Here is a 21,265-nt window from a genome sequence, read left to right as displayed (position 1 = left end):
GCGGCTACGGGTCCGCGCCGCACCGGATGGGTTCCGCGGTGGCCGAACCGGTAGCGTTGAGCGCGCACTCCCCACCCGCGCCGCACGATGAAAGGCCATCAACCCGTGTCGCAGCCGAGCACTTCGTCCCAGGAAACTGCGTCCTCCTTCGGCGAGGCCACGCTCGCGCAGTACCTGTCCGATCTGGCCGCCAAGATTCCGGCGCCGGGCGGCGGGGCCGTCGCCGCGCTGCATGCCGCGCAGGCCGCCGCGCTCGTCGCGATGGTGGCGCGTTACACCACCCGCGCCAAGGATGCGGACAACCGGCCGGTGGTCGACCGGATCATCGAGGCCGCCGACGCCGCCCGCGCTCGTTCGCTGGCCCTGGCCGACGCCGATGCCGCCGCGTTCACCGCGGTCGGTGCCGCGTACAAGCTGCCGAAGGAGACGCCGGAGGAAGTCGCCCTGCGCACCGCGACGATCAATGCGGCGTTGGTCGAGGCCGCGCGAGTGCCCGCGGCGGTGGTCGACGAGGCCGACGAGGTGCTCTCGCTGGCCACCGAGCTGTTCCCGATCGGCAACCCGAACGTGGTCACCGATATCGGTGCCGCCGCCGACGCCTGCCGTGCCGCGGCCGCCAGCTCGCAGCTCAATATCGAGATCAACGTGACCTCGCTGCCCGCCGAGGAAGGCGACCGGTTCGCCCCCGTTTTGCTGCGCATCGAGGAACTCGTCGCGCGCGCCGACGGTCTGCACGCCGACGTGGTGCACGCGGTTCGCGGCTAGTTCGAGTTTCCGCACCGCACGGTCGGGTATGTCGGCGGCAGGTAGCCGACAACGCCGAGGAGGTGGCCGTGCAGATCGGATACAAGTTGGCGGCGGAGGCCTTCGGGCCGAAAGAGCTGATGCGCCAAGCGGTTCGGGCGGAATCCGCCGGTTTCGACTTCGTCGAGATGAGCGATCACTATCACCCGTGGCTCGACGTCCAGGGGCATTCGCCGTTCGCCTGGACGGTATTGGGTTCGATCGCCGCGCAGACCGAGCGGATCGGCTTGGCGACCGGGGTGACCTGCCCGACCGTCCGCTATCACCCGGCGATCATCGCGCAGGCCGCGGCGACGCTGGCGCTGGTGTCCGACGGACGGTTCACCCTCGGCGTCGGCTCGGGTGAGCGGCTCAACGAGCACGTGGTCGCGCGGGAGTTCCCGGAGGTGCGCAAGCGCCAGGAGATGTTGCGCGAGGCGCTGGAGATCATTCGATTGCTGTGGCGCGGTGGTTATCGCTCCTACGACGGCCGCTACCTGTCGCTCTCGGACGCGCGGGTCTTCGATCTGCCCGGCGAGCTCCCGGTGATCGCGGTGGCCGCCAGCGGGCCACCCTCGGCGCGGATCGCGGCCGAACTCGGGGACGGACTGTTCGCCACTGAACCGAAATCCGAGATCGTCGAGCGGTATCAGGCGGCCGGTGGTGCCGGGCCGCGCTATGCGGAGGTTCCGATGGCTTGGGCGCCCGACGAGGAGACCGCCGCCAAGGCCGTGCTCGAAACGACCCGCTGGGCCTTGACCGGCTGGAAGGTGATGAGCGAACTGCCGAATCCGGTCAATTTCGATGCCGCGTCCAAGACCGTGCGCATCGAGGACGTCGTGCAACAGTTCGCCTGCGGCCCGGATCCGACCCGTTACGTCGAGGTGGCCCAGCAGTTCGTCGACGCGGGCTTCGACCACCTGGTCATGCAGAATGCCGGGCCGGACCCGGACGGGTTCATCGACTTCTATCAGCAGGAACTCGAGCCGCGCTTCCGGCAGCTCACGCCGAGTTGATCCGCTAGACGGGCGAATTCCACGCTGTCAGTACGATTTTGCCGCGGACTCGGCCGGATTCGCTGAGCTGGTGGGCTTTTGCCACGTCGGCGAGAGGCAGGACCTGATCGATCGTGACGTGCAGGTATCCGCGGTCGACCATGGTCGTGATCTCACGCAGGGAGACGCCCGACGGTTCGACGTAGAAGCGTTCGTAGCGCGGATCGGTCTCGGCGCGCGGGTCGGCGACATCCGAGCCTTGCATGTCGAGGCAGGGTGGCGGCGGTCCCAGCCTGGTCATCTGGCCGTGGTTGCCTCCCAAGCACTTTCGACAAGTGCGACATTGTCAGTGGGCGTGCCTTCGAGTGATCTGTCGGGGGCATCGCGCGTGAATTGTGCAGCCGCGTGCGGTATTGCTAGCAATCTCAAGCGCGGCGGGCGAAATTGGGCGCGGCAGGCAATCTCGCGCACGGCGGGCGAACCTCAGCGCAGCAGGCAAACTCGTACACGCCGGGCGAACCTCAGCACGGCAGGCAAACTCGTACACGCCGGGCGAACCTCAGCACGGCAGGCAAACTCGTACACGCCGGGCGAACCTCAGCACGGCAGGCAAACTCGCGCACGCCGGGCGAACCTCAGCACGGCAGGCAAACTCGTACACGCCGGGCGAAACTCAGCACGGCAGGCAAACTCGTACACGGCAGACGAAACTCAGCACGGCAGGCAAACTCGTACACGGCAGACGAACCTCAGCACGGCAGGCAAACTCGTACACGGCAGACGAACCTCAGCGCAGCAGGCAAACTCGTACACGCCGGGCGAAACTCAGCACGGCAGGCAAACTCGTACACGCCGGGCGAAACCCAGCACAGCAGGCAAACTCGTACACGCCGGACGAAATTGGGCGCAATGGGCAACCTCAAGCGCGGTAGGCGAAATTGGGCGCGGCAGGGCGGCGGCGTCTCGTTGGGCTTGGGTAGGCGGGGCCGCTCGGGGCGGGGGGTGATCTGCACGAACGGTCGTGCGATAGGCGAAAGGTCGGGTTTGGGGGTGGAGGGGGCGGGTAGGCAACATAGTGAGGGGCATGGTGGTCGGTTACGACTGCGGCACGGCTGGGATCGATTCGTAGAAAGAGTTGATCATGCGGCCTAACATTTAGTTTGCTTGCCTACCCACCATCTCGAAGGGGTGGAGCTAATGAGAAATGTCATCCGATATCTGTTCCTAATGATCTTGATCGCGGTATTGGCCGTGTTCTGGTCGGGGACGGCGACAGCGACGCTGATCGGAACCACAACAACAACGAGTCCGGTCGAAGGGATCGGGCCCTCGGATGGGCAGGTGGTCGGTGTTGCCCACCCCGTCACCGTCCGATTCGCAGCGCAGGTCGCCGACCGCGCCAAAGCCGAGCAAAGTATCAGTATCCGGGCCACCGACCCGCTGACCGGGACGTTCGCGTGGACCAACGACCGGGAGGCGGTGTGGACGCCGACCGGCTTCCTGCCCGCCAATGCTCGCATCACCGTCGGCGTGGGTAACGCGCGCGCCGAATTCAACACCAACGCAGGTGTTTTCGGTGACGGCGACATGTCGAACCACACGTTCACGCTCACCGTCGGCGGCATCCCGAGGACGATGCCCGCGTCGATGGGCAAGCCGGGTCGCGAAACTCCGTCGGGCACCTTCCCCGTGCTGGAGAAGGCCCGCTCCGTGGTGTTCGACTCGCGCACCATCGGCATCCCGCTGAGCTCACCGGAGGGCTACCTCATCAACGGTGAATTCGCCGAACGCCTCACCTGGGGTGGCGTTTACATCCACTCCGCCCCGTGGTCGGTGGAGCAGCAGGGCAACTCGAATGTCAGCCACGGCTGCATCAACCTTGCCCCGGACGATGCCGAATGGGTTTACCACACAATCAATGTCGGTGATCCCGTCACGCTGCACTGGTAATCGACGGTTTCTCGCACCCGCGCACCGCTTCGGTGGTTCGCGGGTCCGGGTGGGATCGCCGATAGCTGCCGCTCATGACATGATCGAGCGAGTGAGACAGTAGATCTCGGTCGCTGGGACCTGGCAGGAGCTGACAGATGACGACCGCAACCCGCTCGGATATCGAATTCCAGTCGGACGGCAGCACGATTCGGGGCTGGCTATACCGCCCGGAGACCACCGCGGGGCCGGTTCCCGTCGTGGTCATGGCGCACGGGCTGGGCGCCGTCAAGGAAATGCGTTTGGACGCCTTTGCCGAGCGTTTCGCCGATGCCGGAATTGCCGCAGTTGTCTTCGACTATCGGCATTTCGGCGCGAGCGACGGCGCACCGAGACAATTGCTGAGCATCGGCCGCCAGCTCGCCGATTGGTCGGCGGCGATCGATTACGCCGCCACCCTCGACGGCATCGATCCGGCCCGAATCGCTGTGTTCGGAACATCTTTCAGCGGCGGCCACGTATTGCGCGTCGCCGCACAGGATCGCCGCATCGCCGCGGTAGTCTCCCAGTGCCCGTTCACCAGCGGCATCGCCTCGGCTCCGACAGTCGGACTCCGACCGCTGCTCGCCATCGCCACTCGCGCGGTCTTGGACCTCGGTGCCGCCGCATTGCGCAGGCCGCCGGTCACCGTCCCGCTCACCGGCCGGCCCGGCCAGACCGCCTTGATGAACGCCCCGGACGCGGCCCCCGGATACACCTCGCTGGTGCCCGCCGAATTCACCCACCCCAACGCCGTCGCCGCCCGGATCGGGCTGACCCTCCCGCTCTATCACCCCGGCCGCAGCCTGCGAAAGATCGAGGCCCCGGTGTTCCTCGGCGTCTGCCTGAACGACACCGTCGCCCCGCCTCGCCGCACCCTGCGTTACGCGGCGGCCGCCGGATCCAACGTCGAGGTGCACGAATACTCGGCGGGCCATTTCGACATCTACGTGTCCCCCGATTTCGACAAGGTAGTGGCCGACGAAACCACCTTCCTTGTGGAGCACCTACGCCCGAGCTGAAGTTACGCCGCTTCGATCAATGCATTGTCGCGGGACAGCAGCGCGGCATAACGACCGTCGAGTTCCATCAGCTCATCATGCGAGCCACGTTCGATAATGCGTCCCTGATCGAGCACGACGATCTGATCGGCATCGCGAATGGTCGACAGCCGGTGCGCGATGGTGATCGTGGTGCGATCGACCGACAGCGCGTCGATGGCCTGCTGCACCTCCTGCTCGGTACGGGTATCGAGTGCACTGGTCGCCTCGTCCAGCACCAGGATCGGCGGATTGCGCAGCACGGCGCGGGCAACGGCGAGCCGTTGCTTCTCACCGCCGGAGAACCGGTAGCCGCGCTCGCCCACCAGGGTGTCGTACCCGTCGGGCAGGCTCATGATGTGCTCGTGGATCTGCGCGGCGCGGGCCGCATCGTGCAATTCCTGTTCCGTCGCATCGGGTTTCGCGAACCGCAGATTATCGGCCACAGTGGCATGGAACAGGTAAGTCTCCTGGGAGACAACACCGACGGCAGTCGCGAGATCCGCAAAGGACAAGTCGCGCACGTCTTTCCCATCGATGGTGATCGCACCGGAGCTCACGTCATAGAGCCGCGCCACGAGGTAACCGAGAGTGGTCTTCCCCGAACCGGTTTCGCCGACGATCGCCAGGCTCGACCCGGCAGGCACGGTGATGTCGATGTCGCTCAGCACATCTCGATTCCCTGACCCGTACGAGAATCCGACATGATCGAACCGCACCGCACCCGTCACCTTGCCGAGCGCGACGGGCCGACCGGGCTCCTCGATATCGGGCTTCAGATCCAGGTACTCGAAGATCCTGCCGAACAACGCCATCGAGCTCTGCACCTCGACACCGGTGGACAGTAACTGCACCATCGGCCGCAGCAACGTGGTCTGCAGCGTGGTGAACGCGACCAGCGTGCCGATCGACACCAACGGCTTGCCGCCCGTCACGCTGAGCCCCGCCGCCCAGTAGATCACCGCGGGCATCGCCGACATGACGATGGTGATGGTCGACTGCCGCCACCGTCCCGCCATGCTCGCGCGCACCTCCAGATCGACCAGCCCACGCGACTCCCGCACGAAACTGTCGACCAGTGCCGGCGATCGCCCCATCGTGCGACCGAGCAGGATGCCGCTCACCGAGAGCGACTCCTCCACGATCGCCGACATGCCCGCCAGCTTCTCCTGCCGCTGACCGGTGATCTTGCGGCGTTCGCTGCCGACACGGCGGCTGATCCACACGAAGAACGGCAGCATGACCAGGGAAACCAGGGTGAGCCGCCAGTCGAGCACGATCATCGCGGTGACCGCGGCGAGCACCGTGGTGAAGTTCGAGACCAGCGACGTCGCGGTGGACGTGACGGTCGATTGCATGCCGCCGATATCGTTGGCGATGCGCGACTGCACCTCGCCGGTGCGGGTTTTGGTGAAGAAGGACAACGGCATTCGCTGCAGTTGCGCGTAGACCGCGGACCGCAGGTCGTGCATCACGTCCTGGCCGACCGTGGTCGAGAGGTAGGTCTGCAGCACGCCGAACACACTGGTCAGCGCGGCGACCGCGATCATGCCCGCGGCGAGCAGGGTCAATAGGCCGGTGCGCCCGTGTGGGAGCGCGTCGTCGAGCACCGCGCGCAGCATGAACGGCGAGGCCAGCGCGACGACCGAGGACAGGCAGACGAGGGCGGCCACCAGGGCCAGCCGGGCCCGATAGGGCCGGAACAGCCGGACGATCCGGCGAAGTTGAGGTGGGGGCTGCAAAGGCGCCTCCTTCCGAGAGAACTACGTCATAAAACTGAGCATGACTCATAATTGTTCCCGAAACAATGAGTTAAGCTCAGAATCATGGAGTCCGCCGACACCGACCTGCCCGAACTGTTCCTGCGCGCCGCCAAACGGATCCGGCGCAACCAGGTGGGCCGGCTCGCCCCGCTCGGCCTCACCCCCGCCCAGGCGCGCGCGCTGCGCATCATCGCGCACCAGGAGGAGCCGCTGCGGATGACCGCACTGGCCGACCGCCTCGGCATCGTGCCCCGCTCGGCCACCACGGTCGTCGACGCCCTCGCCGCCGCGGATCTGGTCACTCGCGCCCCAGACCCCGCCAACCGCCGCGCCACCCTGGTCACCCTGACCGAATCCGGCCGCGCCACCCTCACCCGGATGGCCGAGGCCCGCCGCGAGGCCGCCGAAGAACTCTTCGCCACCCTCACCGCCGAGCAACGCGAAACCCTGCGAGAGCTGCTGGCAACTCTCGATTCCGCTACCGTGTAGCGCAATCCGGACTTACCGACCGGTATCCACCCGGCCTACCCCATGGTCAGCAACCGCGCAGTATTCTTCCTCGAGCGACAGCGCAGTCGGCTGGGCAGACCCGTCGCCGCGTTGCTGCATTTCCGGAACGGTGCGGATAACCTGGCGATATGACCTGACGAAGGTGGGGCGATGGATCGACCGGAGATGGGCGCACAGCCCGGATACGACTATGGGCGGGGGCCGCAGATGATGAATCGTGGTGTGCCGGAACAGCGGTACCCACCGGACGACCGGTATCAGGGCGAGTATGCCGACTGGGTCGACCGGCTGCCCGAGCACGACCCGGAACCGGACTACGAACCGGACCATTTCGAAGACGAGTTCAGCGGGCTGATCGACCGTTCCAAGCGGAACCGGTCGACCCGCCGCTGGGCGGTGCCGCTGCTGGGCGTGCTCGGTGTCGTCGCGATAGCAGCCGCAGCCTTCTTCATGTTCGTCGGCAACGACTCGCCACCGCCTTCGGCGTCGAACAATCCCGGTCGGATCGGTGATCCCGCCGCCTCCGCGGGCGCGCAGTGCACGGCCGAGCGGGTCGGGAACCGGATCAAGGGCAACGACCCCGGCGGTTTCGACTCCGGCCCCGGCGCGATCTTCGCCTTCCAGCACGCGTACTACGTCACGCGATCCGGCGAAGAGGCACGCGCCGCTACCACGCCCGACGCGGCGGTGGAACCGGCCGACGCCATCCAGCGCGGTATCGACACGGTTCCGGCGGGCACCACCTACTGCGTCGCGATCACCCCTGGCGCGTTCGCGGGCCAGTACATGGTGGTCGTCACCGAGAACCGCCCCGGCCGCACGCCGGTCACCTACAACCCGCAGCTCGTCACGACCACCAAGGACGACGGGCGCACCCTCATCAGCGCCATCACTCCCGGCCAATAGTCCGGTCGCTCAGGCGAACTCGTACTTGGCGACGATTTCCTCGTCGAGCTCGATGCCGAGCCCGGGGCGTTGCGGCACGAACACCTGGTTGGCCCCGTATTGCAGCCGTGTCTCCGGCGTGAGCAGCTGTTCGAAGTTGTAGATGCCCTTCTCCAGCGCGAAGTACTCGACGACCAGCGAGTTGCTGACCGCGCCGCACAGGTGGACGTGCAGGTTGTGGTGCCAGTGCGGCGCCATCTGCAGACCGAAGGCGTCGGCGGCGTGCGCCACCCGCAGCCACTCGGTGACGCCGCCCACCACACCGGCGTCGGCCTGCAGCACCGCGGCGGCGCCCGCCTCGATGAGTTGCCGGAATTCCCAACGGGACTGGTGAATTTCGCCGGTCGCGACCGGCGTGCGGATCTGCCTGGCGAGCTCGCCGTGCCCGGCGATCGCGTCCGGGGAGAGCGGCTCCTCGAACCACCACAGTTCCCGGTCGCCCGCCGCGCGCTCGAAAGCCTCGATGGCCCTGCGTGCTTCGTGGACGGAGCGGTAGGCGTTGTTGGCGTCGAGCGCGAGCCTGCCGGTGTCGCCGATCGCCTCGATCGCGGCCGCGACCCGGCGCGCGTCCTCGGCCACGCTCAGGCCGCCGACCTTGATCTTGTGATCGGTAAAGCCTTGGCCCGCATTGAATTCGATCTCCTTGCGGACGGCCTGGGTCCATTCGCCCTCGTCCGGCCGGTAGTAGCCGCCCGACGCGTACGAGGGCAGCGGGGCGGTCGAGCCGCCGAGCAGGCTGACCAGCGGGAGCCCGGCCCGTTTCGCGCGGAGGTCCCACAGCGCGATGTCGATCGCCGACAGTGCCCGCAGCACGGCGCCGCGGCGGCCGGCGAGCAGCGCCTCCTGGTATGCGAGGCTCCACAGTCCGTGCACGTCGTTGTGGTCGGCGCCGAGGTAGACCGGCGCGAGTACGTCGTCGACCGCGCATTTGGTCAGTGTGCCGCCGCTGGTTCCGGCGTAGGTGTAGCCGAGTCCGGTCGCACCGCTGTCGTCGGTGACCTCGACTAGGACGTAGTGCCGATCGGTCAAGTCGCGGTTGGACATTCGGGTCGGCTTGTCGACCGGGATGCCGACGACGCGGGCTGAGATTCGGGTGATGGTCATCGACTGCTCCTCGCGGATGGGGCGGTGCGGACCGCCTGGATGTTGGCGAATTCGGTGGCGCCGTAGCTGCTCAGCTCGCGGCCGTGCCCGCTGGCTTTGACCCCGCCGACCGGCAGGCGCGGGTCGGATTCGGAGATCCGGTTGACGAACACGGATCCGGCCGCGACATTGGCCGCGAGCTGCTCGACCCGGCCGAGGTCACGGCCCCAGATCGAGCAGCTCAGGCCGTACGCCGAGGCATTGGCGGCGGTCAGCGCCGCGGCCGCGGACCCGACCGGCAGCACCGCGCCGAGCGGACCGAAGGTTTCCTCTTGGAACGCAACGGAATACGTGTCGGGCACCGCGACGATGGTCGGCGTGAACCAGGCGCCGGGACCGGAATCGCCTGCGCCGCCGACCAATACCTCGGCCCCGGCGGCCACCGTCGCGGTCAGCTGCCTGCGCAGCTCGTCGCGCAGGTCGGCGCGGGCCATCGGGCCGATATCGGTGCTCGGCAAGGTGGGATCGCCGACGACGAGCTTGCCGAGCTCGGCAACCATCGCCGCGGTGAATTCGGGAAAGATGTTCTGCTCGACAATGATTCGCTTCGCGGCGATACAGCTCTGCCCGGCATTGAGGAAGCGGGAGCGCACCGCTGCCGCCGCCGCGTCGGTCACATCGGCGTCGGACAGTACGATGAACGGATCGGACCCGCCGAGTTCCAGCACCACCTTCTTCACCGCCCGGCCCGCCCTGGCACCGACGATGGCACCGACCCGATTGCTGCCGGTGAACGCCACCGCCGCGATGCGCGGATCGTCGATGAACGGACCGATCCGATCCGGCGGCAACACCACGCTGGTCAGCACCCCCGTGCCGCACACCTCGTCGAACAGCCGCTGCACGGCCAGCGCGCACCCGGTGACATTGTCGGCGTGCTTGAGCAGCACCGTATTACCGATCGCGACCGCGGGCAGCATCGACCGAAAGACCTGCCAGAACGGGTAATTCCACGGCATGATCGCCAGAATCACGCCGAGCGGCCTGGTGCGGATCTGCCCGCCGTCGGGGAACACGTCGACCGCTTGTGGCGCAACGAGATCGGCGGCGCGGTCGGCGTAGTAGTCGCAGGTGAGCGCGCACTTCTCGATCTCGGCGGCGGCCTGGCCGATCGGTTTGCCCATCTCGGTGGTGATCAGCGACGCCAGCGCCTGCGCGTCGGCTCGTAATCGGGCGGCCATCAGCCGGAGCCGATCGGCACGGTCGACGACCGGCTCGTCGACGGCCCGGCGTGCGGCGGCGACCGCTCGGTTCAGCAGCGCGGACAGCTGGTGGTCTGGCGTGAAAGAGTATGTCTCGATGGGGCTTCCGTCGACGGGGTTGATCGTGGTGATCATCGGCCCGCCTGCACGGTGTAGCGCGCGGCCAGCCAATCCTGGAAGCGCCGCCCGATGATCACCGGGTTCTCCAGCAACTTCGGCACGCCGGTGGCATTGCCCACCGCGATGCGCACATGCAGGAACACCGGGCCCGCCAGGGTCAGCGATTCCGCCAACTGCTCCCCCAGCTCCTCAGGATCGGCCGCGCGGCGCACGGTCCACCCGGCAGCAGTGGCCAACTCCCCCAGGTCGATTCGCGAACCATAGGTCGGCAGATTGGCCGTCGCGCCGTACACGCCGTTGTCCAGCAGCACCATCACCAGCTTCGACGGCCGCAGAAACCCCGCTGTCGGAAGCACATTCGGGTTCATCAGCAGCGATCCGTCACCCTCGATCGCCACCACCTTCGGCACATCGGTGTCCGCGATACCCAACGCGACCCCGGTGGCAACGGAACCCGCCAGCCCCATCGCGTCCAGCAGATACAGATGATTCGGACGATCGGCCACCGCCGCCAGCTCCCGACTGGAGGCGGCACAGGTCACCACCACCGGCAGTTCGCTCGTCTGCGCGGCGATAATCCGCAGTGCGTCAATACGTTTCACGATCAAGCCGCCTTACCGTCGGTGGCCCAGAAGTGCGCGAGCACCACCACGGGCCGAAAGGTCATCCGAGCGTGCACCCCCGCCTCGGTGACCACCGCCGCCCAGTCCTCCGGGCTACTGCGCCGGTCGATCTGGAAGGTCTGGATCCCGAACTGATCGAGCATCCGCGGCACGTGCTGGCTGAACGTGTGGATCATCGAGTTGTACTCACCGAGCCCACCGCGGGTGTTCGCCACGATCAGCATCGGCAGGTGGTAGGCCAGGTTGAACGTGGTCAGCGCGGTCAGCGCATTGCCGAAACCGTTGTCCTGCATGACGATCGCGCCGAGCTTGCCGGTCAGCGGCAACGCGCCGATCAGTCCGGCCGCCTCCTCTTCCCTGGAGAGCGGGAACACCCGCTCCGAGATGCCCGCTGCGCCACCGCTGCTGTCCACCAGCGCCGTGATGACGGGTGCCACGCTCACCGATGGCACGTACCCGACCAGATCGACCTCCGCCGCCCAGATGCCTCTGGCGACGGACGTCGCATACGAGTTGGAATTCACCGAATGTCCCTTCGCCGGACCGGCTGCGTGATCGCAGCCACTTGGTGTCTGCAACATACTACTCAAGATGAGTAGCATGCAACACTCTCGTATGCGTGACACCTATCCAGTTCAGAACAGAACAGTCAGTAGGTGACTTGGTCGCCCTCGGGCACCGACACCGAGACCCAGCGCCGCCATTCCGCGACCAGGCCGCGGTTGTCGTCACTGCTGTGCGCGACGAGCAGATCGCCGGATCGCACCAGATGCTTACGCATCGCGCGCTCGGCACCGACCCCATCGCGCTTGCGCAGCGCCTCGATGATGGCCCAGTGGTCTTTCAGCGCGGTATCGACCGGCTGATAGCGCGGCACGCTGTGCCTGCCGTCCAGGGCCAGCGTCTGCCGTAACTCGTTGACGAACTTGGCCAGTCGACGATTGCCGCTGGCCTGCAGGATCAGTTCGTGCAGCCGTTCGTCGGCCGCGAAGTATTCGGTGCCGCCGTCGGCCGTGCGCTCCATGATCCGGTATTCGGTGAGCATGGCTTCGTCGTCGCGGCTGGTCATCACGGCGGCGGCACTGCGGCAGGCCGGTGGTTCGAGCAGCACGCGCAGGCTGCACAGGTCGACGATGCCGCGCCCGTCCTGCCCGAGCACCCGCGCACCGCGATTGCGTTCGATCTTGACCAAGCCCAGATCGGCCAGCTTCAGCAGCGCCTCACGCACCGGCGTCCGGGAGGCGCCGAACAGCTCACCCAGCTCGCGGGAGGAGTAGAGGATGCCGCGCTCGAGCCGCCCTTGCCGGATCGCGTCCCGGATTTCGGCAGCGATCTGCTCGGACTTACTGTCTACCGCGTCCTGCGACAAGGCACCTCTTCATGGAGCGAGAGCTACGGGAAATCGCCCGTGGCACACCGACCTCGGACGATTCCCCAGCATAGCCGCTCAGGCAGCGGGTACCTCCGCGGCGCGACGGGCCCGCGCTCGCACGGCGATGGCGCCGACCACCAGCAGGGCGCCGACATTGGCCAAGATCATCACCGCGATGGCGAAGCTGGTGTGCCCGCCGGACGCGTCCTTGATCCAGCCGAACGCATACGGGCTGACGAATCCGGCCGCGTTGCCGAGCGAATTGATAAGGGCTATACCGCTGGCCGCGCCCGCCCCGGCCAGGTAGGCCGTCGGCACCGACCAGAACAGCGGTTTCGCCGTCTGCGCCGCCATGGTGGCGACCGTGATCGCGGTGAACGCGAGCAGCGGCGAGCCGAGCGCGAACGCCGTGACGGTGAACGCGACCACCGAGATGGCCAGCGCGATCAGCACCGGCCGCGACGACCGGTCGTTACGCACGAGCCGTCCGGTGATGTACATGCCGATCGCGGCCAGCAGGAACGGTATCGCCGACAGCCAGCCGATCTGGAAGCTACTCAACCCGTGCCCGACCTCCTTGACCACCGACGGCATCCAGTAGGCCAGCGGATACGCGCCACACAGCAGCAGGAAGTAGACCAGACACAGGGCGATTACTCGTTTGTCGCGCAGCGCGGCGAGGTGACCGGCCGGCGCCGTCTGCGCGCGTTCGGCGTTCTCCGCGTCGAGTGTTGCCTTCAGCCAGGCCCGTTCGGTGTCGTTGAGCCACTTCGCCTTTTCCGGCGACTCGGTGAGCACGCAGAAGAACACCACGCCGAGGAGCACCGCCGGAACGCCGCCGACGATGAAGATCCACCGCCAGCCGTCCATGCCGAGGGCGCCGTCGAAGGTGTCGAGAATCCACCCGTTCAGCGGACTGCCGAGCACGCTGGCCACCGGGATCGCCACCATCACGGTCGAAATCACCTTGGTGCGCTGGGCATTCGGGTACCACCGCGCGAGATACACGATGATGCCGGGGAAGAAACCGGCCTCCGCGACGCCGAGCAGGAAGCGCAGCACGTAGACCATCTCCACGCTCGTCGCGAACGCGGTCAGGGCGGCGATGATGCCCCAGGTCACCAGGATCCGGCTGAGCCAGATCCGGGCGCCGACCTTGGTCATGATGATGTTGCTCGGCACCTCGGCCAGCACGTATCCGACGAAGAAGATGCCGGCCACGAACCCGTACTGGGTCGCGCTCATGCCGAACGTCTCCTCCATGCCGAACTTGGCGAAGCTGACGTTGATCCGATCGATGTAGCTGACGATGTAGCCGATCACCAGCAACGGCACCACCCGGCGGGTGATCTTCCGTATCGCGTTCGCCTGCATAACTTCCCCCTCGGAACGGGGGATCGCACGGTCCATCTTCTTTCCTCCACAGCACAGAGCCAAAGCTGTGATGGCATGCCACCTTGATAAGTAACATGTCTCACTTGATGAGTGGCATGCTACTCACGCTGTGACCTGACGCACAAGAGTTTCGCAGAGGCGACGAACAGAGATGGCGGAAATGCGCTAGTGCAGCGGGCGCAGAAACGACAACGGCCGGTCCGGGGCTCGCAATGCCGGCCCGGACCGGCCGTAATCGAGTAACCCGCGGGGGAACTCGCCCCGCGGCGGATCGTCAGCTAGCGGCGTTCTCCGCGGCGATGACGACGTGACGCATGAGCAGCGCGGTGGTGACCGGGCCGATCCCGCCGGGGACCGGGCTCAGCGCCGCGGCCTTGCCGCGCACGGAATCGGCGTCGACATCGCCGACGATGCTGCCGTCGGCGGCCTCGTTGGTGCCGACGTCGACGACGACCGCACCCTCGCGCACGTGCTTGCCGGTGACCAGGCCTATGCGGCCCGCCGCTGCGACAACAACATCGGCAACAGAGGTGACGGCGGGCAGGTCGGTGGTCCGCGAATGACAGATGGTGACCGTGGCGTTTTCGGCGAGCAGCAGCTGGGCGAGCGGCTTGCCGACGACATTGGAGCGGCCGACGACCGCGACATGCCGACCGGACAGCGGGATCTGGTGCTGCTTCAGCAGCTCGACCACCGCCTCGGAGGTCGCGGCGACGAAGCCGCCCAGCCCGGAGGCTAGCAACCCGAGCGACAGCGGGCTCACGCCGTCGACGTCCTTGGTCGCGGCGATCGCGGAGCTGACGTCTTCGAGGGTGATGCCCGCGGGCAGCGGCGTCTGCAGCATGATCCCGTCGGTCGCGCTGTCCGCGCTGCGCGCCGCGAGTTCCGCGCGGATCGTGTCCGCACTCGCGTCGGCGCCGAGATCGACGGTGTCGCAAGCGATTCCGAGCCGCTCGGCGGCCTTGCGCAGCGAGTTCACGTACCAGGCGCTGGCCGGGTCGTCGTTCGCGACGATCAGCGCCAGGCGCGGCGCGGCGCCCGCCTCGGTGCGTGCGGCGGCGCGCTGCTTGGTGTCGGCGTTGATGGCGGCGGCGAGTTCCTTGCCGGTCAGCGAAACGGTATCCACGTTGTCACACTTTATCGGGACCACCGACGGTCGCGGCGACTGCGCCCGACAAGCCTCGCCCGGTTTGCCCCGAAGCTCGAAATAAGCCGCAGAATCCGCCCGGCAAATACGCGGTTTCCAGATCACGCCGCCGTATCGTGATCATGCTTGCCCACGGCTAACTGCCAGCACGTGCCCTACCCGATTTTTTTGCCGAGCACTCCAGCTTGCCAACAGCATTTCGCGGAAAGGTGTCGACTGAAGTGAAGATATCGAGGCACTGGAAACATCTAGCCGCGTCCCTGTTCGCGGCCATCATCGTCACCGGCCTGGCCGGCGTCCCGGCCCACGCCGGGGATACCGACGCCCTCTACAACTCCGCCCAGCGCAACTTCACCGACGGCAACGACGCCGCAGGCCGTGCCGACCTGCGCAACCTGATCGGCGCCGACCCCGGTGACGCCGACGCACTCTCCCTCCAGGCCATCTGGTCGCACTACGCAGGTGACCTGCCCGCCCTCGCCGACGCGATGGCCCGGCTCAACGTCGTCGATCCCGGCATGGCCGCGGGCACCACCAATGTGCTCAACGCCATCGGCGCGGCCGTCGGCACCCTGCCGAATCCGCTACCCGCACTCATCGGACCGCAGACCGGCATCGTCGTCCTCGGCTACGGCCTGCTGCCCGACGGCGCGCTGCGCCCCGAGCTGGTGAACCGGTTGACCGCGGCCTGGCTGCAGTCGATCGCCGCGCCGCTGTCCCCCATCGTGGTGACCGGCGGCAACCCGCAGAACGGCATCACCGAGGCGGACGCGATGGCAGGCTGGCTGATCGGCCACGGCGTGCCGCCGAACCGCATCCACGTGGAAGGCCAGGCCGGGTCGACCGTGCAGAACGCCCTGTTCAGCACCAAGCTGCTGCGTGACGTCGGCGCGACGAGCGCGGTGGTGGTCACCTCGCCCAACCACATTCGACGCGCCGTCGCCGACTTCATCGTGGCGGGCACCCAGGTGGTCGGCGCGACCACCTCGCTGGAACAGCTGGTCTCGCAGCTGCCGCCGCCGGCCCGGCAGTCCCAGCGCGGCATCTATCTCGACGCGACCCGCACGTTCGAGTTGGATATTTCGCGCTGAGGACAGCGCTGTCACCCGGGAACCGCCCGACACGGTGGCTCCCGGGTGCGCCGCCGAGAGCGACGTCACGGGAAATTCGGTGGCTCGCGCACGGCCACGCACGGCAGGATGTCCGGCGTGATGGCAGGTAGTACCGAGGTGGCGGCGGCCTTACGTGCGGCGGGTTGTGTCTTCGCCGAGGACGAGGCCCGCCTGCTCATCGCCGCCGCTGACACCGACGCCGACCTCGACGCACTCGTGGCGCAACGCGTCTCCGGCACGCCCCTCGAATATCTACTCGGCTGGGCCGAATTCCACGGACTGCGCGTCGCGGTAGCGCCCGGTGTTTTCGTGCCGCGTCAGCGTTCCGCGTTTCTCGTCGAGTCGGCGGCCGACTTGGCTCGCGCCCGCAGCCGTCACCTGATGGTTGTCGATTTATGTTGCGGCTCAGGCGCATTGGGCCTGGCGCTGGCCACCCTGCTGGCCGCCGAGCAGACCCGGGTGACCCTCGCCGCCGCCGACATCGACCCAGTCGCGGTCGACTGCGCCCGCCGCAACCTCACCCCGATCGGCGCCCCGGTCTATCAGGGCGACCTGTTCGAACCGCTGCCCGAGGAACTGCGCGGCTGCATCGACATCCTGCTCGCCAACACCCCGTATGTCCCGTCCGACAAGATCGCGCAGATGCCGCCGGAGGCCCGCGATCACGAACCGCGCACCGCCCTCGACGGTGGCCACGACGGCCTGGACATCTTCCGCCGCGTCGCCGAGCACGCCCGGACCTGGCTCGCCCCGGGCGGTCAGCTACTGATCGAATCCAGCGAGGCGCAGGCGCCCGTGGCCGTCGCGGTGCTGGCCGAGCACGGCCTCGCGGGCACGATCGCCGAATCGGCCGAGGACTACGCCACCGTCGTCATCGGCACCAGACCGGTCAGGTAGTGCCTACTTCTTGCGACCGGTGAATTCGTCCATCGAGTGGTAGACGCCAACCGTGTTGAGGAACAGGTCGCGCAGCTTGATGGGCAGGATGCCGGACAGGGCCTTGTTGAGGCGCGAGGTCCACGGCAGGATCACCAGTGGATTGCCTTGCTTCATCGCCCGCCACGAGGTGTCGACCACCTCGTCCTGCTCCAGGATCGGGGTGAACAGGAATCCCTTTGCCCCGTCGAACATTCCGGTGTTGATGTAGGTCGGGCAGACCGTGGTGACCTTGACGTGCTCGTGGCCCGCCTGCTCCAGCTCGATGCGCACCGAGTCGGACCAGCCGAGCGCCGCCCACTTGGAGGCCGCGTAGACGCTCATCCGCGGATTCGACACCAGCCCGGCCGAAGACGCGATGGTCAGCACGCGCGCCTCGGTCGAACCGGACACCATCGCGGGCAGGAATTCGAGGGTGACGTACATGGGCGCGTGCGCGTTGATCGCCATCGTCTTCTCGATGTCGGCGCGATTCTCGGTGTCCCAGAAGTAGTTGTTGCCCCGGACGATGCCCGCGTTGTTGACCAGGATGTCGATGGCGCCGACCTCGGCGTGCACCGATTCCGCCGCCTCGGCGATGGCGTCCGGCGCGGACACGTCGACCACGAAATGATGGATGGTGCCGCCGAGCCCGGTGAGCTCGTTGGCGGTCTCCTTCAGCGCGACCTCGTTGATGTCCCACAGCACCACCGCGGCCGCGCCCTCCCGCACCGCCCGCTCGGCGAACAGCTTGCCGAGGCCCATCGCGGCGCCTGTGACGAGCACCTTCTTGCCTGCGACCGTGTCGAGTTTCATCCGTCCCTATCCCTGTCGATTCCGCTGAAAGTTACTTCTGGCGCAGTGTTTTCATGACACCGAAGTAGCAGGTCATGGTCTTGGCCCACAGTTCCTCGGACATGCCGGGCAGCGGCGCGATCGGCAGCATCCGCTGCACCGCGATGGTCTGGGTGTCGATGTACTTCAGCAGTCCCTCCGCGCCGTGCCTGCGCCCGGTGCCGGAGATGCCGAGCCCGCCGGACGGCGCGTCGGCGCTACCCCAGGCCGCGATGAAGCCCTCGTTCACGTTCACCGAACCGGCGTTGATCCGCGCTGCGACCTCGCGACCACGGCCGATGTCCTTGGTCCAGACGCTCGCGTTGAGTCCGTACGCGGTGTCGTTGGCCTGCTCGACCGCCTCGTCGTCGCTGCCGACCCGGTATATCGAGACGACCGGGCCGAAGGTTTCCTCGCGATATACGGTCATGCCGGGTCGCACGCCGCTCAGCACCGTCGGCTCGTAGAAGTACGGACCGAGGTCGGGGCGGTGCTTGCCGCCGGCCAGCACCGTGGCGCCCTTGGCCACCGCGTCGTCGACATGCGAACGGACCGTGGCCAATTGGCGTGGGAAGGTCAGCGAACCCATGTCGTTGTCGTAGTTCAGCCCGCCGCCGAGCGCGATTCCCCTGACGTGCTCGATGAATTCGGCGACGAACTGGTCATACACCTTGTCGTGCACATAGATTCGCTCCATCGATTCGCACAGTTGCCCGGCCGAGGCGAAGCAAGCGCGGATGGCGATCTTGGCGGCCCTGGACACATCGGCGTCGGCGAGCACGACCAAGGGATTCTTGCCGCCGAGTTCGAGCGAGTAGCCGATGAGCCGCTCCCCCGCCTGTTGCGCGATGGTGCGGCCGGTCGCGCTGGAGCCGGTGTAGTCGACGTAGTCGGCGCGCGCGATCACCTCGTGGCCGATCACCGAGCCGCGCCCGAGTACCGCCTGCCACAGTCCCTTCGGCAGACCGGCGCGTTCGGCGGCGTCGATCGCCCAGAGTGCGGTGAGCGCGGTCTGATTGTCCGGTCGCGCCACCACCGCGTTGCCCGCGACCAGGGCGGGCAGTGCATCGGAGGCAGCCAGCGCGAGGGGGTAGTTCCACGGCGAGATCACCGCGACGACGCCCTTCGGCCGGTGCCGCACGTCGACCTGGGTGAGCAGCGGCAGCACGCCGCGCGGCTTGCGGGTGGCCAGCAGTTTGGCGGCGACCTGCGCGTAATACCTGGCGTTGACCGCGACATCGCCGACCTCGTCGAAGCCGTGCGCGCGCGACTTGCCGGTCTCGGTCTGCACGATGTCGAGGATGGTGTCCTGCTCGGCGAGCACGAGGTCGTGGAAGCGGCGCAGCACGGCGGCGCGCTCGCGGATCGGGCGGCGAGCCCATTCCCGCTGCACGGTGCGGGCGGTCGCGAAGGCCCGGTCGATGTCGGCGACCGACGACTGCGGCAGGTCGGCGATCTTGCGTCCGGTGGCCGGCGCGAAGACCTCGACCGCGGGCGCGCCACCCGCGACCGCCCGGTCGAGCAACGGCTGGACCAGCGACGATGGCAACGCATCTGCCGCGGCGAGCTGGGAGGCGGTCGTCATTTCGGCCCTCTCGTTGGGTGTTTGCAGCGCAGCGACCTTTAACTGAACACTAGTGTTAGATTAATAGTCGTGCCACGCCTCGTGTCAAGCTCTTCGTCATGGAACACAGACATGACAGGCTGCTCGCTGTGAGGCAGCACCATGTCTTTACCGAGGCCCGATGACCGAGGCGACGACCCGGCGAGGTCGGCCGCCGCAGACGCAGGAGCAAGCCGAGGAGGTCCGCGCCCGGATCGTGCTCGCCACCGCGGAGGTGTTCACCCGCAACGGGTCGCGCGGGTTGAGCGTCGCACAGATCATCGAGCAGGCCGGGCTGGCCCGGCCTACCTTCTATCGGTATTTCGGCAATGCGACCGAGCCGTTGCACGTCTTGCTGAACACCTCGAACGACGGTCTGGTCGACGGCATTCGGGTGGCGCTGACCGGCACCGACGAGCCCGTCGAGCTGGGCATCCGGCTGATCGACGCCTACCTGGCCTGGGCCGGTGGCCACGGCGCCATGCTGCGCCCACTGTTCGCCGAACTGCACGATCCCGGCTCGCCGGTGTCGGCGTATCGGGAACGCGCGCTGGACGATATCCGCGCGCTGGTGCGTGCGACGTTCACCGAACTCGGCCGCCCCGTGCCGAGCCCGCTGGATCTCGATGCCGCACTGCACGTCTGCGAGTACGTGGTCTACCGGATCTCCGCAGGCACCGCGCCCGGCGTCGAGCCGGACCCGGAAACGGTTGCCGCAGCACGCCTTACGATGATCCGCGTGCTACTGACCACCCTCGGCACCCGCACCGACCTCGAATACGCGATGAACCTGCCCGGCATCTTCCCCGCCCCCTGAGCCGACGCGCGCTCACACCTGCCGCGCACAAACCGGCCCGCGAACTCGGCGAACGACGCTGGTCGCCGAGTTCACAGGTTCTAGGACACCGGCGAGAACCGCTCGGTGTACAGCGCTGCCGTTGGGTCGTGCAGCGCCAGCACTTGGCGGGCCGCTTCGGCCAACGGCGGTGGGGCGCAGACATATACGGTCGCGCCGGTTCGGGTCTGTTCGAAGATCGCCCGCGGGTTCGGCCTGCCGAACTCGTCGTCCGCGCGCACCACCACGTCGCCGCCGGTCAGTCGCGCCAGCTCACACAGGAACGGCATCCGTGACCGCGAACGCCCGAAATACATGAGCCGCCATGGTGTTCCGGCGCGTTCAGCCGCGCAGACCATCGGCAGGATCGGTGCGATGCCGATGCCACCGGCGACGAACAGATACTGCGGCGCCTCGAGGAACGGAAAGGTATTGCCCAGCCCGCGCACCAACAGCCGATCACCGGCGCGCAACCGCCGATGGATCTCGCTCGAGCCACCGCCGCCATCGGCTATGTGGCGCACGACAATTCGGTATCGCCCCCGATCGGCCGGATCGCCGTTCAAGGAATACTGCCGCTGTCGGCCCGACGGAAGCACCACATCGACGTGCGCGCCGGGCGTCCAAGCGGGTAACCGGCCACCGTCCGGGTCGGTCAGGCACAGACTGACGACACCGTCGGCCTCCGGCTCGATCCGATCGATGACGACAGCAAGCTCACGCTGCCGCGAAAGTAATTGTGCCGCACTATCTGCCACGAACGCTCGCTGGTGGGTGTCGGCCGCCGAGCCGATCGTCCGCAGTTCGGAACCCGGCCGGTCCGCGTGCTCGACAGCCATCACGCGAGCACGCGCTTGGTCGGCATAGACAGTGGAGCCCATCTCGCATCCCCTCATCTCTGAACGGCGAAGCCCCGACACACCTGGCCGGGAAAGCACCAGCATCCAGGCAAACCTATTG

At 67.4% G+C, this 21,265-nt stretch carries 20 protein-coding genes and 1 pseudogene; 9 read left to right on the top strand and 12 right to left on the bottom strand.

The annotated features are described in order from the left end of the window. Positions 1-105: 105 nt before the first annotated feature. Both ABZ942_RS33515 and ABZ942_RS33510 read left to right on the top strand, forming a co-directional pair. Positions 106-765, top strand: coding sequence for a cyclodeaminase/cyclohydrolase family protein (locus tag ABZ942_RS33515; RefSeq protein WP_357389176.1), 660 nt, complete (start codon positions 106-108; stop codon positions 763-765). Positions 766-833: 68 nt separating this feature from the next. Next, positions 834-1,799: a TIGR03557 family F420-dependent LLM class oxidoreductase gene (locus ABZ942_RS33510; protein WP_357389174.1), complete on the top strand. Its 966-nt coding sequence runs from the start codon at positions 834-836 to the stop codon at positions 1,797-1,799. Positions 1,800-1,803: 4 nt separating this feature from the next. Here the strand turns inward: ABZ942_RS33510 and ABZ942_RS33505 are convergent. Continuing rightward, a pseudogene (locus tag ABZ942_RS33505) lies at positions 1,804-2,106 on the bottom strand (zinc-binding dehydrogenase); the annotation flags it as partial. An 869-nt stretch (positions 2,107-2,975) separates the two neighbouring features. Here ABZ942_RS33505 and ABZ942_RS33500 point away from each other — a divergent pair. Next, positions 2,976-3,728, top strand: coding sequence for a L,D-transpeptidase (locus ABZ942_RS33500; protein ID WP_357389172.1), 753 nt, complete (start codon positions 2,976-2,978; stop codon positions 3,726-3,728). Positions 3,729-3,865: 137 nt separating this feature from the next. Beyond that, on the top strand, positions 3,866-4,768 hold the full coding sequence (locus ABZ942_RS33495) for an alpha/beta fold hydrolase (protein WP_357389170.1): 903 nt from the start codon (positions 3,866-3,868) through the stop codon (positions 4,766-4,768). A 2-nt stretch (positions 4,769-4,770) separates the two neighbouring features. Here the strand turns inward: ABZ942_RS33495 and ABZ942_RS33490 are convergent, their stop codons facing one another. Beyond that, positions 4,771-6,528, bottom strand: coding sequence for an ABC transporter ATP-binding protein (locus ABZ942_RS33490; RefSeq protein WP_357389168.1), 1,758 nt, complete (start codon positions 6,526-6,528; stop codon positions 4,771-4,773). An 84-nt stretch (positions 6,529-6,612) separates the two neighbouring features. On the opposite strand from ABZ942_RS33490, the gene ABZ942_RS33485 reads away from it, so the two are divergent. Continuing rightward, positions 6,613-7,038 (top strand): MarR family transcriptional regulator, encoded by a 426-nt coding sequence (locus ABZ942_RS33485; RefSeq protein ID WP_357389166.1) that lies wholly within the window; start codon positions 6,613-6,615, stop codon positions 7,036-7,038. Between the two features lie 171 nt (positions 7,039-7,209). Next, positions 7,210-7,965 (top strand): hypothetical protein, encoded by a 756-nt coding sequence (locus tag ABZ942_RS33480; protein ID WP_357389164.1) that lies wholly within the window; start codon positions 7,210-7,212, stop codon positions 7,963-7,965. A 9-nt stretch (positions 7,966-7,974) separates the two neighbouring features. Here the strand turns inward: ABZ942_RS33480 and ABZ942_RS33475 are convergent, their stop codons facing one another. From ABZ942_RS33475 to ABZ942_RS33445, 7 genes are all read right to left on the bottom strand, one after another. Then, positions 7,975-9,108, bottom strand: coding sequence for a mandelate racemase/muconate lactonizing enzyme family protein (locus ABZ942_RS33475; protein ID WP_357389162.1), 1,134 nt, complete (start codon positions 9,106-9,108; stop codon positions 7,975-7,977). Next, positions 9,105-10,484, bottom strand: coding sequence for an aldehyde dehydrogenase family protein (locus ABZ942_RS33470; protein WP_357389160.1), 1,380 nt, complete (start codon positions 10,482-10,484; stop codon positions 9,105-9,107). Before ABZ942_RS33470 ends, ABZ942_RS33475 begins: the two co-directional genes overlap by 4 nt. Beyond that, positions 10,481-11,071, bottom strand: a complete 591-nt coding sequence (locus ABZ942_RS33465) for a thiamine pyrophosphate-dependent enzyme (protein WP_357389158.1) — start codon at positions 11,069-11,071, stop codon at positions 10,481-10,483. Before ABZ942_RS33465 ends, ABZ942_RS33470 begins: the two co-directional genes overlap by 4 nt. A 2-nt stretch (positions 11,072-11,073) precedes the next feature. Further along, positions 11,074-11,616 carry a thiamine pyrophosphate-binding protein gene (locus tag ABZ942_RS33460; protein WP_357389156.1) on the bottom strand — a complete coding sequence of 181 codons (543 nt, stop codon included), beginning with the start codon at positions 11,614-11,616 and terminating at the stop codon, positions 11,074-11,076. Positions 11,617-11,741: 125 nt separating this feature from the next. Further along, positions 11,742-12,461: a GntR family transcriptional regulator gene (locus ABZ942_RS33455; protein WP_357389154.1), complete on the bottom strand. Its 720-nt coding sequence runs from the start codon at positions 12,459-12,461 to the stop codon at positions 11,742-11,744. 78 nt (positions 12,462-12,539) lie between these two features. Beyond that, entirely contained in the window at positions 12,540-13,874 is a 1,335-nt protein-coding gene (locus ABZ942_RS33450) for an MFS transporter (protein ID WP_357389152.1), read from the bottom strand. Positions 13,875-14,133: 259 nt separating this feature from the next. Next, positions 14,134-14,985 carry a bifunctional 5,10-methylenetetrahydrofolate dehydrogenase/5,10-methenyltetrahydrofolate cyclohydrolase gene (locus ABZ942_RS33445; protein ID WP_357389150.1) on the bottom strand — a complete coding sequence of 284 codons (852 nt, stop codon included), beginning with the start codon at positions 14,983-14,985 and terminating at the stop codon, positions 14,134-14,136. 242 nt (positions 14,986-15,227) lie between these two features. On the opposite strand from ABZ942_RS33445, the gene ABZ942_RS33440 reads away from it, so the two are divergent. Both ABZ942_RS33440 and ABZ942_RS33435 read left to right on the top strand, forming a co-directional pair. Continuing rightward, on the top strand, positions 15,228-16,097 hold the full coding sequence (locus tag ABZ942_RS33440) for a YdcF family protein (protein WP_357389148.1): 870 nt from the start codon (positions 15,228-15,230) through the stop codon (positions 16,095-16,097). A gap of 120 nt (positions 16,098-16,217) precedes the next feature. Beyond that, positions 16,218-17,015: a putative protein N(5)-glutamine methyltransferase gene (locus ABZ942_RS33435; protein ID WP_357389146.1), complete on the top strand. Its 798-nt coding sequence runs from the start codon at positions 16,218-16,220 to the stop codon at positions 17,013-17,015. A 3-nt stretch (positions 17,016-17,018) separates the two neighbouring features. Here the strand turns inward: ABZ942_RS33435 and ABZ942_RS33430 are convergent, their stop codons facing one another. Together ABZ942_RS33430 and ABZ942_RS33425 are read right to left on the bottom strand one after the other, a co-directional pair. Then, positions 17,019-17,849, bottom strand: a complete 831-nt coding sequence (locus ABZ942_RS33430; protein ID WP_357389144.1) for an SDR family oxidoreductase — start codon at positions 17,847-17,849, stop codon at positions 17,019-17,021. 31 nt (positions 17,850-17,880) lie between these two features. Next, the gene (locus tag ABZ942_RS33425) at positions 17,881-19,452 is read right to left on the bottom strand and encodes a succinic semialdehyde dehydrogenase (RefSeq protein ID WP_357389142.1); all 1,572 of its coding nucleotides are present in this window, start codon (positions 19,450-19,452) and stop codon (positions 17,881-17,883) included. A 160-nt stretch (positions 19,453-19,612) separates the two neighbouring features. On the opposite strand from ABZ942_RS33425, the gene ABZ942_RS33420 reads away from it, so the two are divergent. Further along, on the top strand, positions 19,613-20,287 hold the full coding sequence (locus ABZ942_RS33420) for a TetR/AcrR family transcriptional regulator (RefSeq protein ID WP_357389140.1): 675 nt from the start codon (positions 19,613-19,615) through the stop codon (positions 20,285-20,287). Between the two features lie 80 nt (positions 20,288-20,367). Here ABZ942_RS33420 and ABZ942_RS33415 read toward each other — a convergent pair whose 3' ends face one another. Then, positions 20,368-21,186, bottom strand: coding sequence for a ferredoxin reductase (locus tag ABZ942_RS33415; protein WP_357389138.1), 819 nt, complete (start codon positions 21,184-21,186; stop codon positions 20,368-20,370). Positions 21,187-21,265 lie beyond the last annotated feature (79 nt).

This window comes from Nocardia sp. NPDC046473 (assembly GCF_040645995.1).
Taxonomy (GTDB): Bacteria; Actinomycetota; Actinomycetes; order Mycobacteriales; family Mycobacteriaceae; genus Nocardia.
The sequence above is the reverse complement of the archived record's forward strand: the minus strand, read 5'-3'. Positions and strand labels throughout refer to the sequence as shown.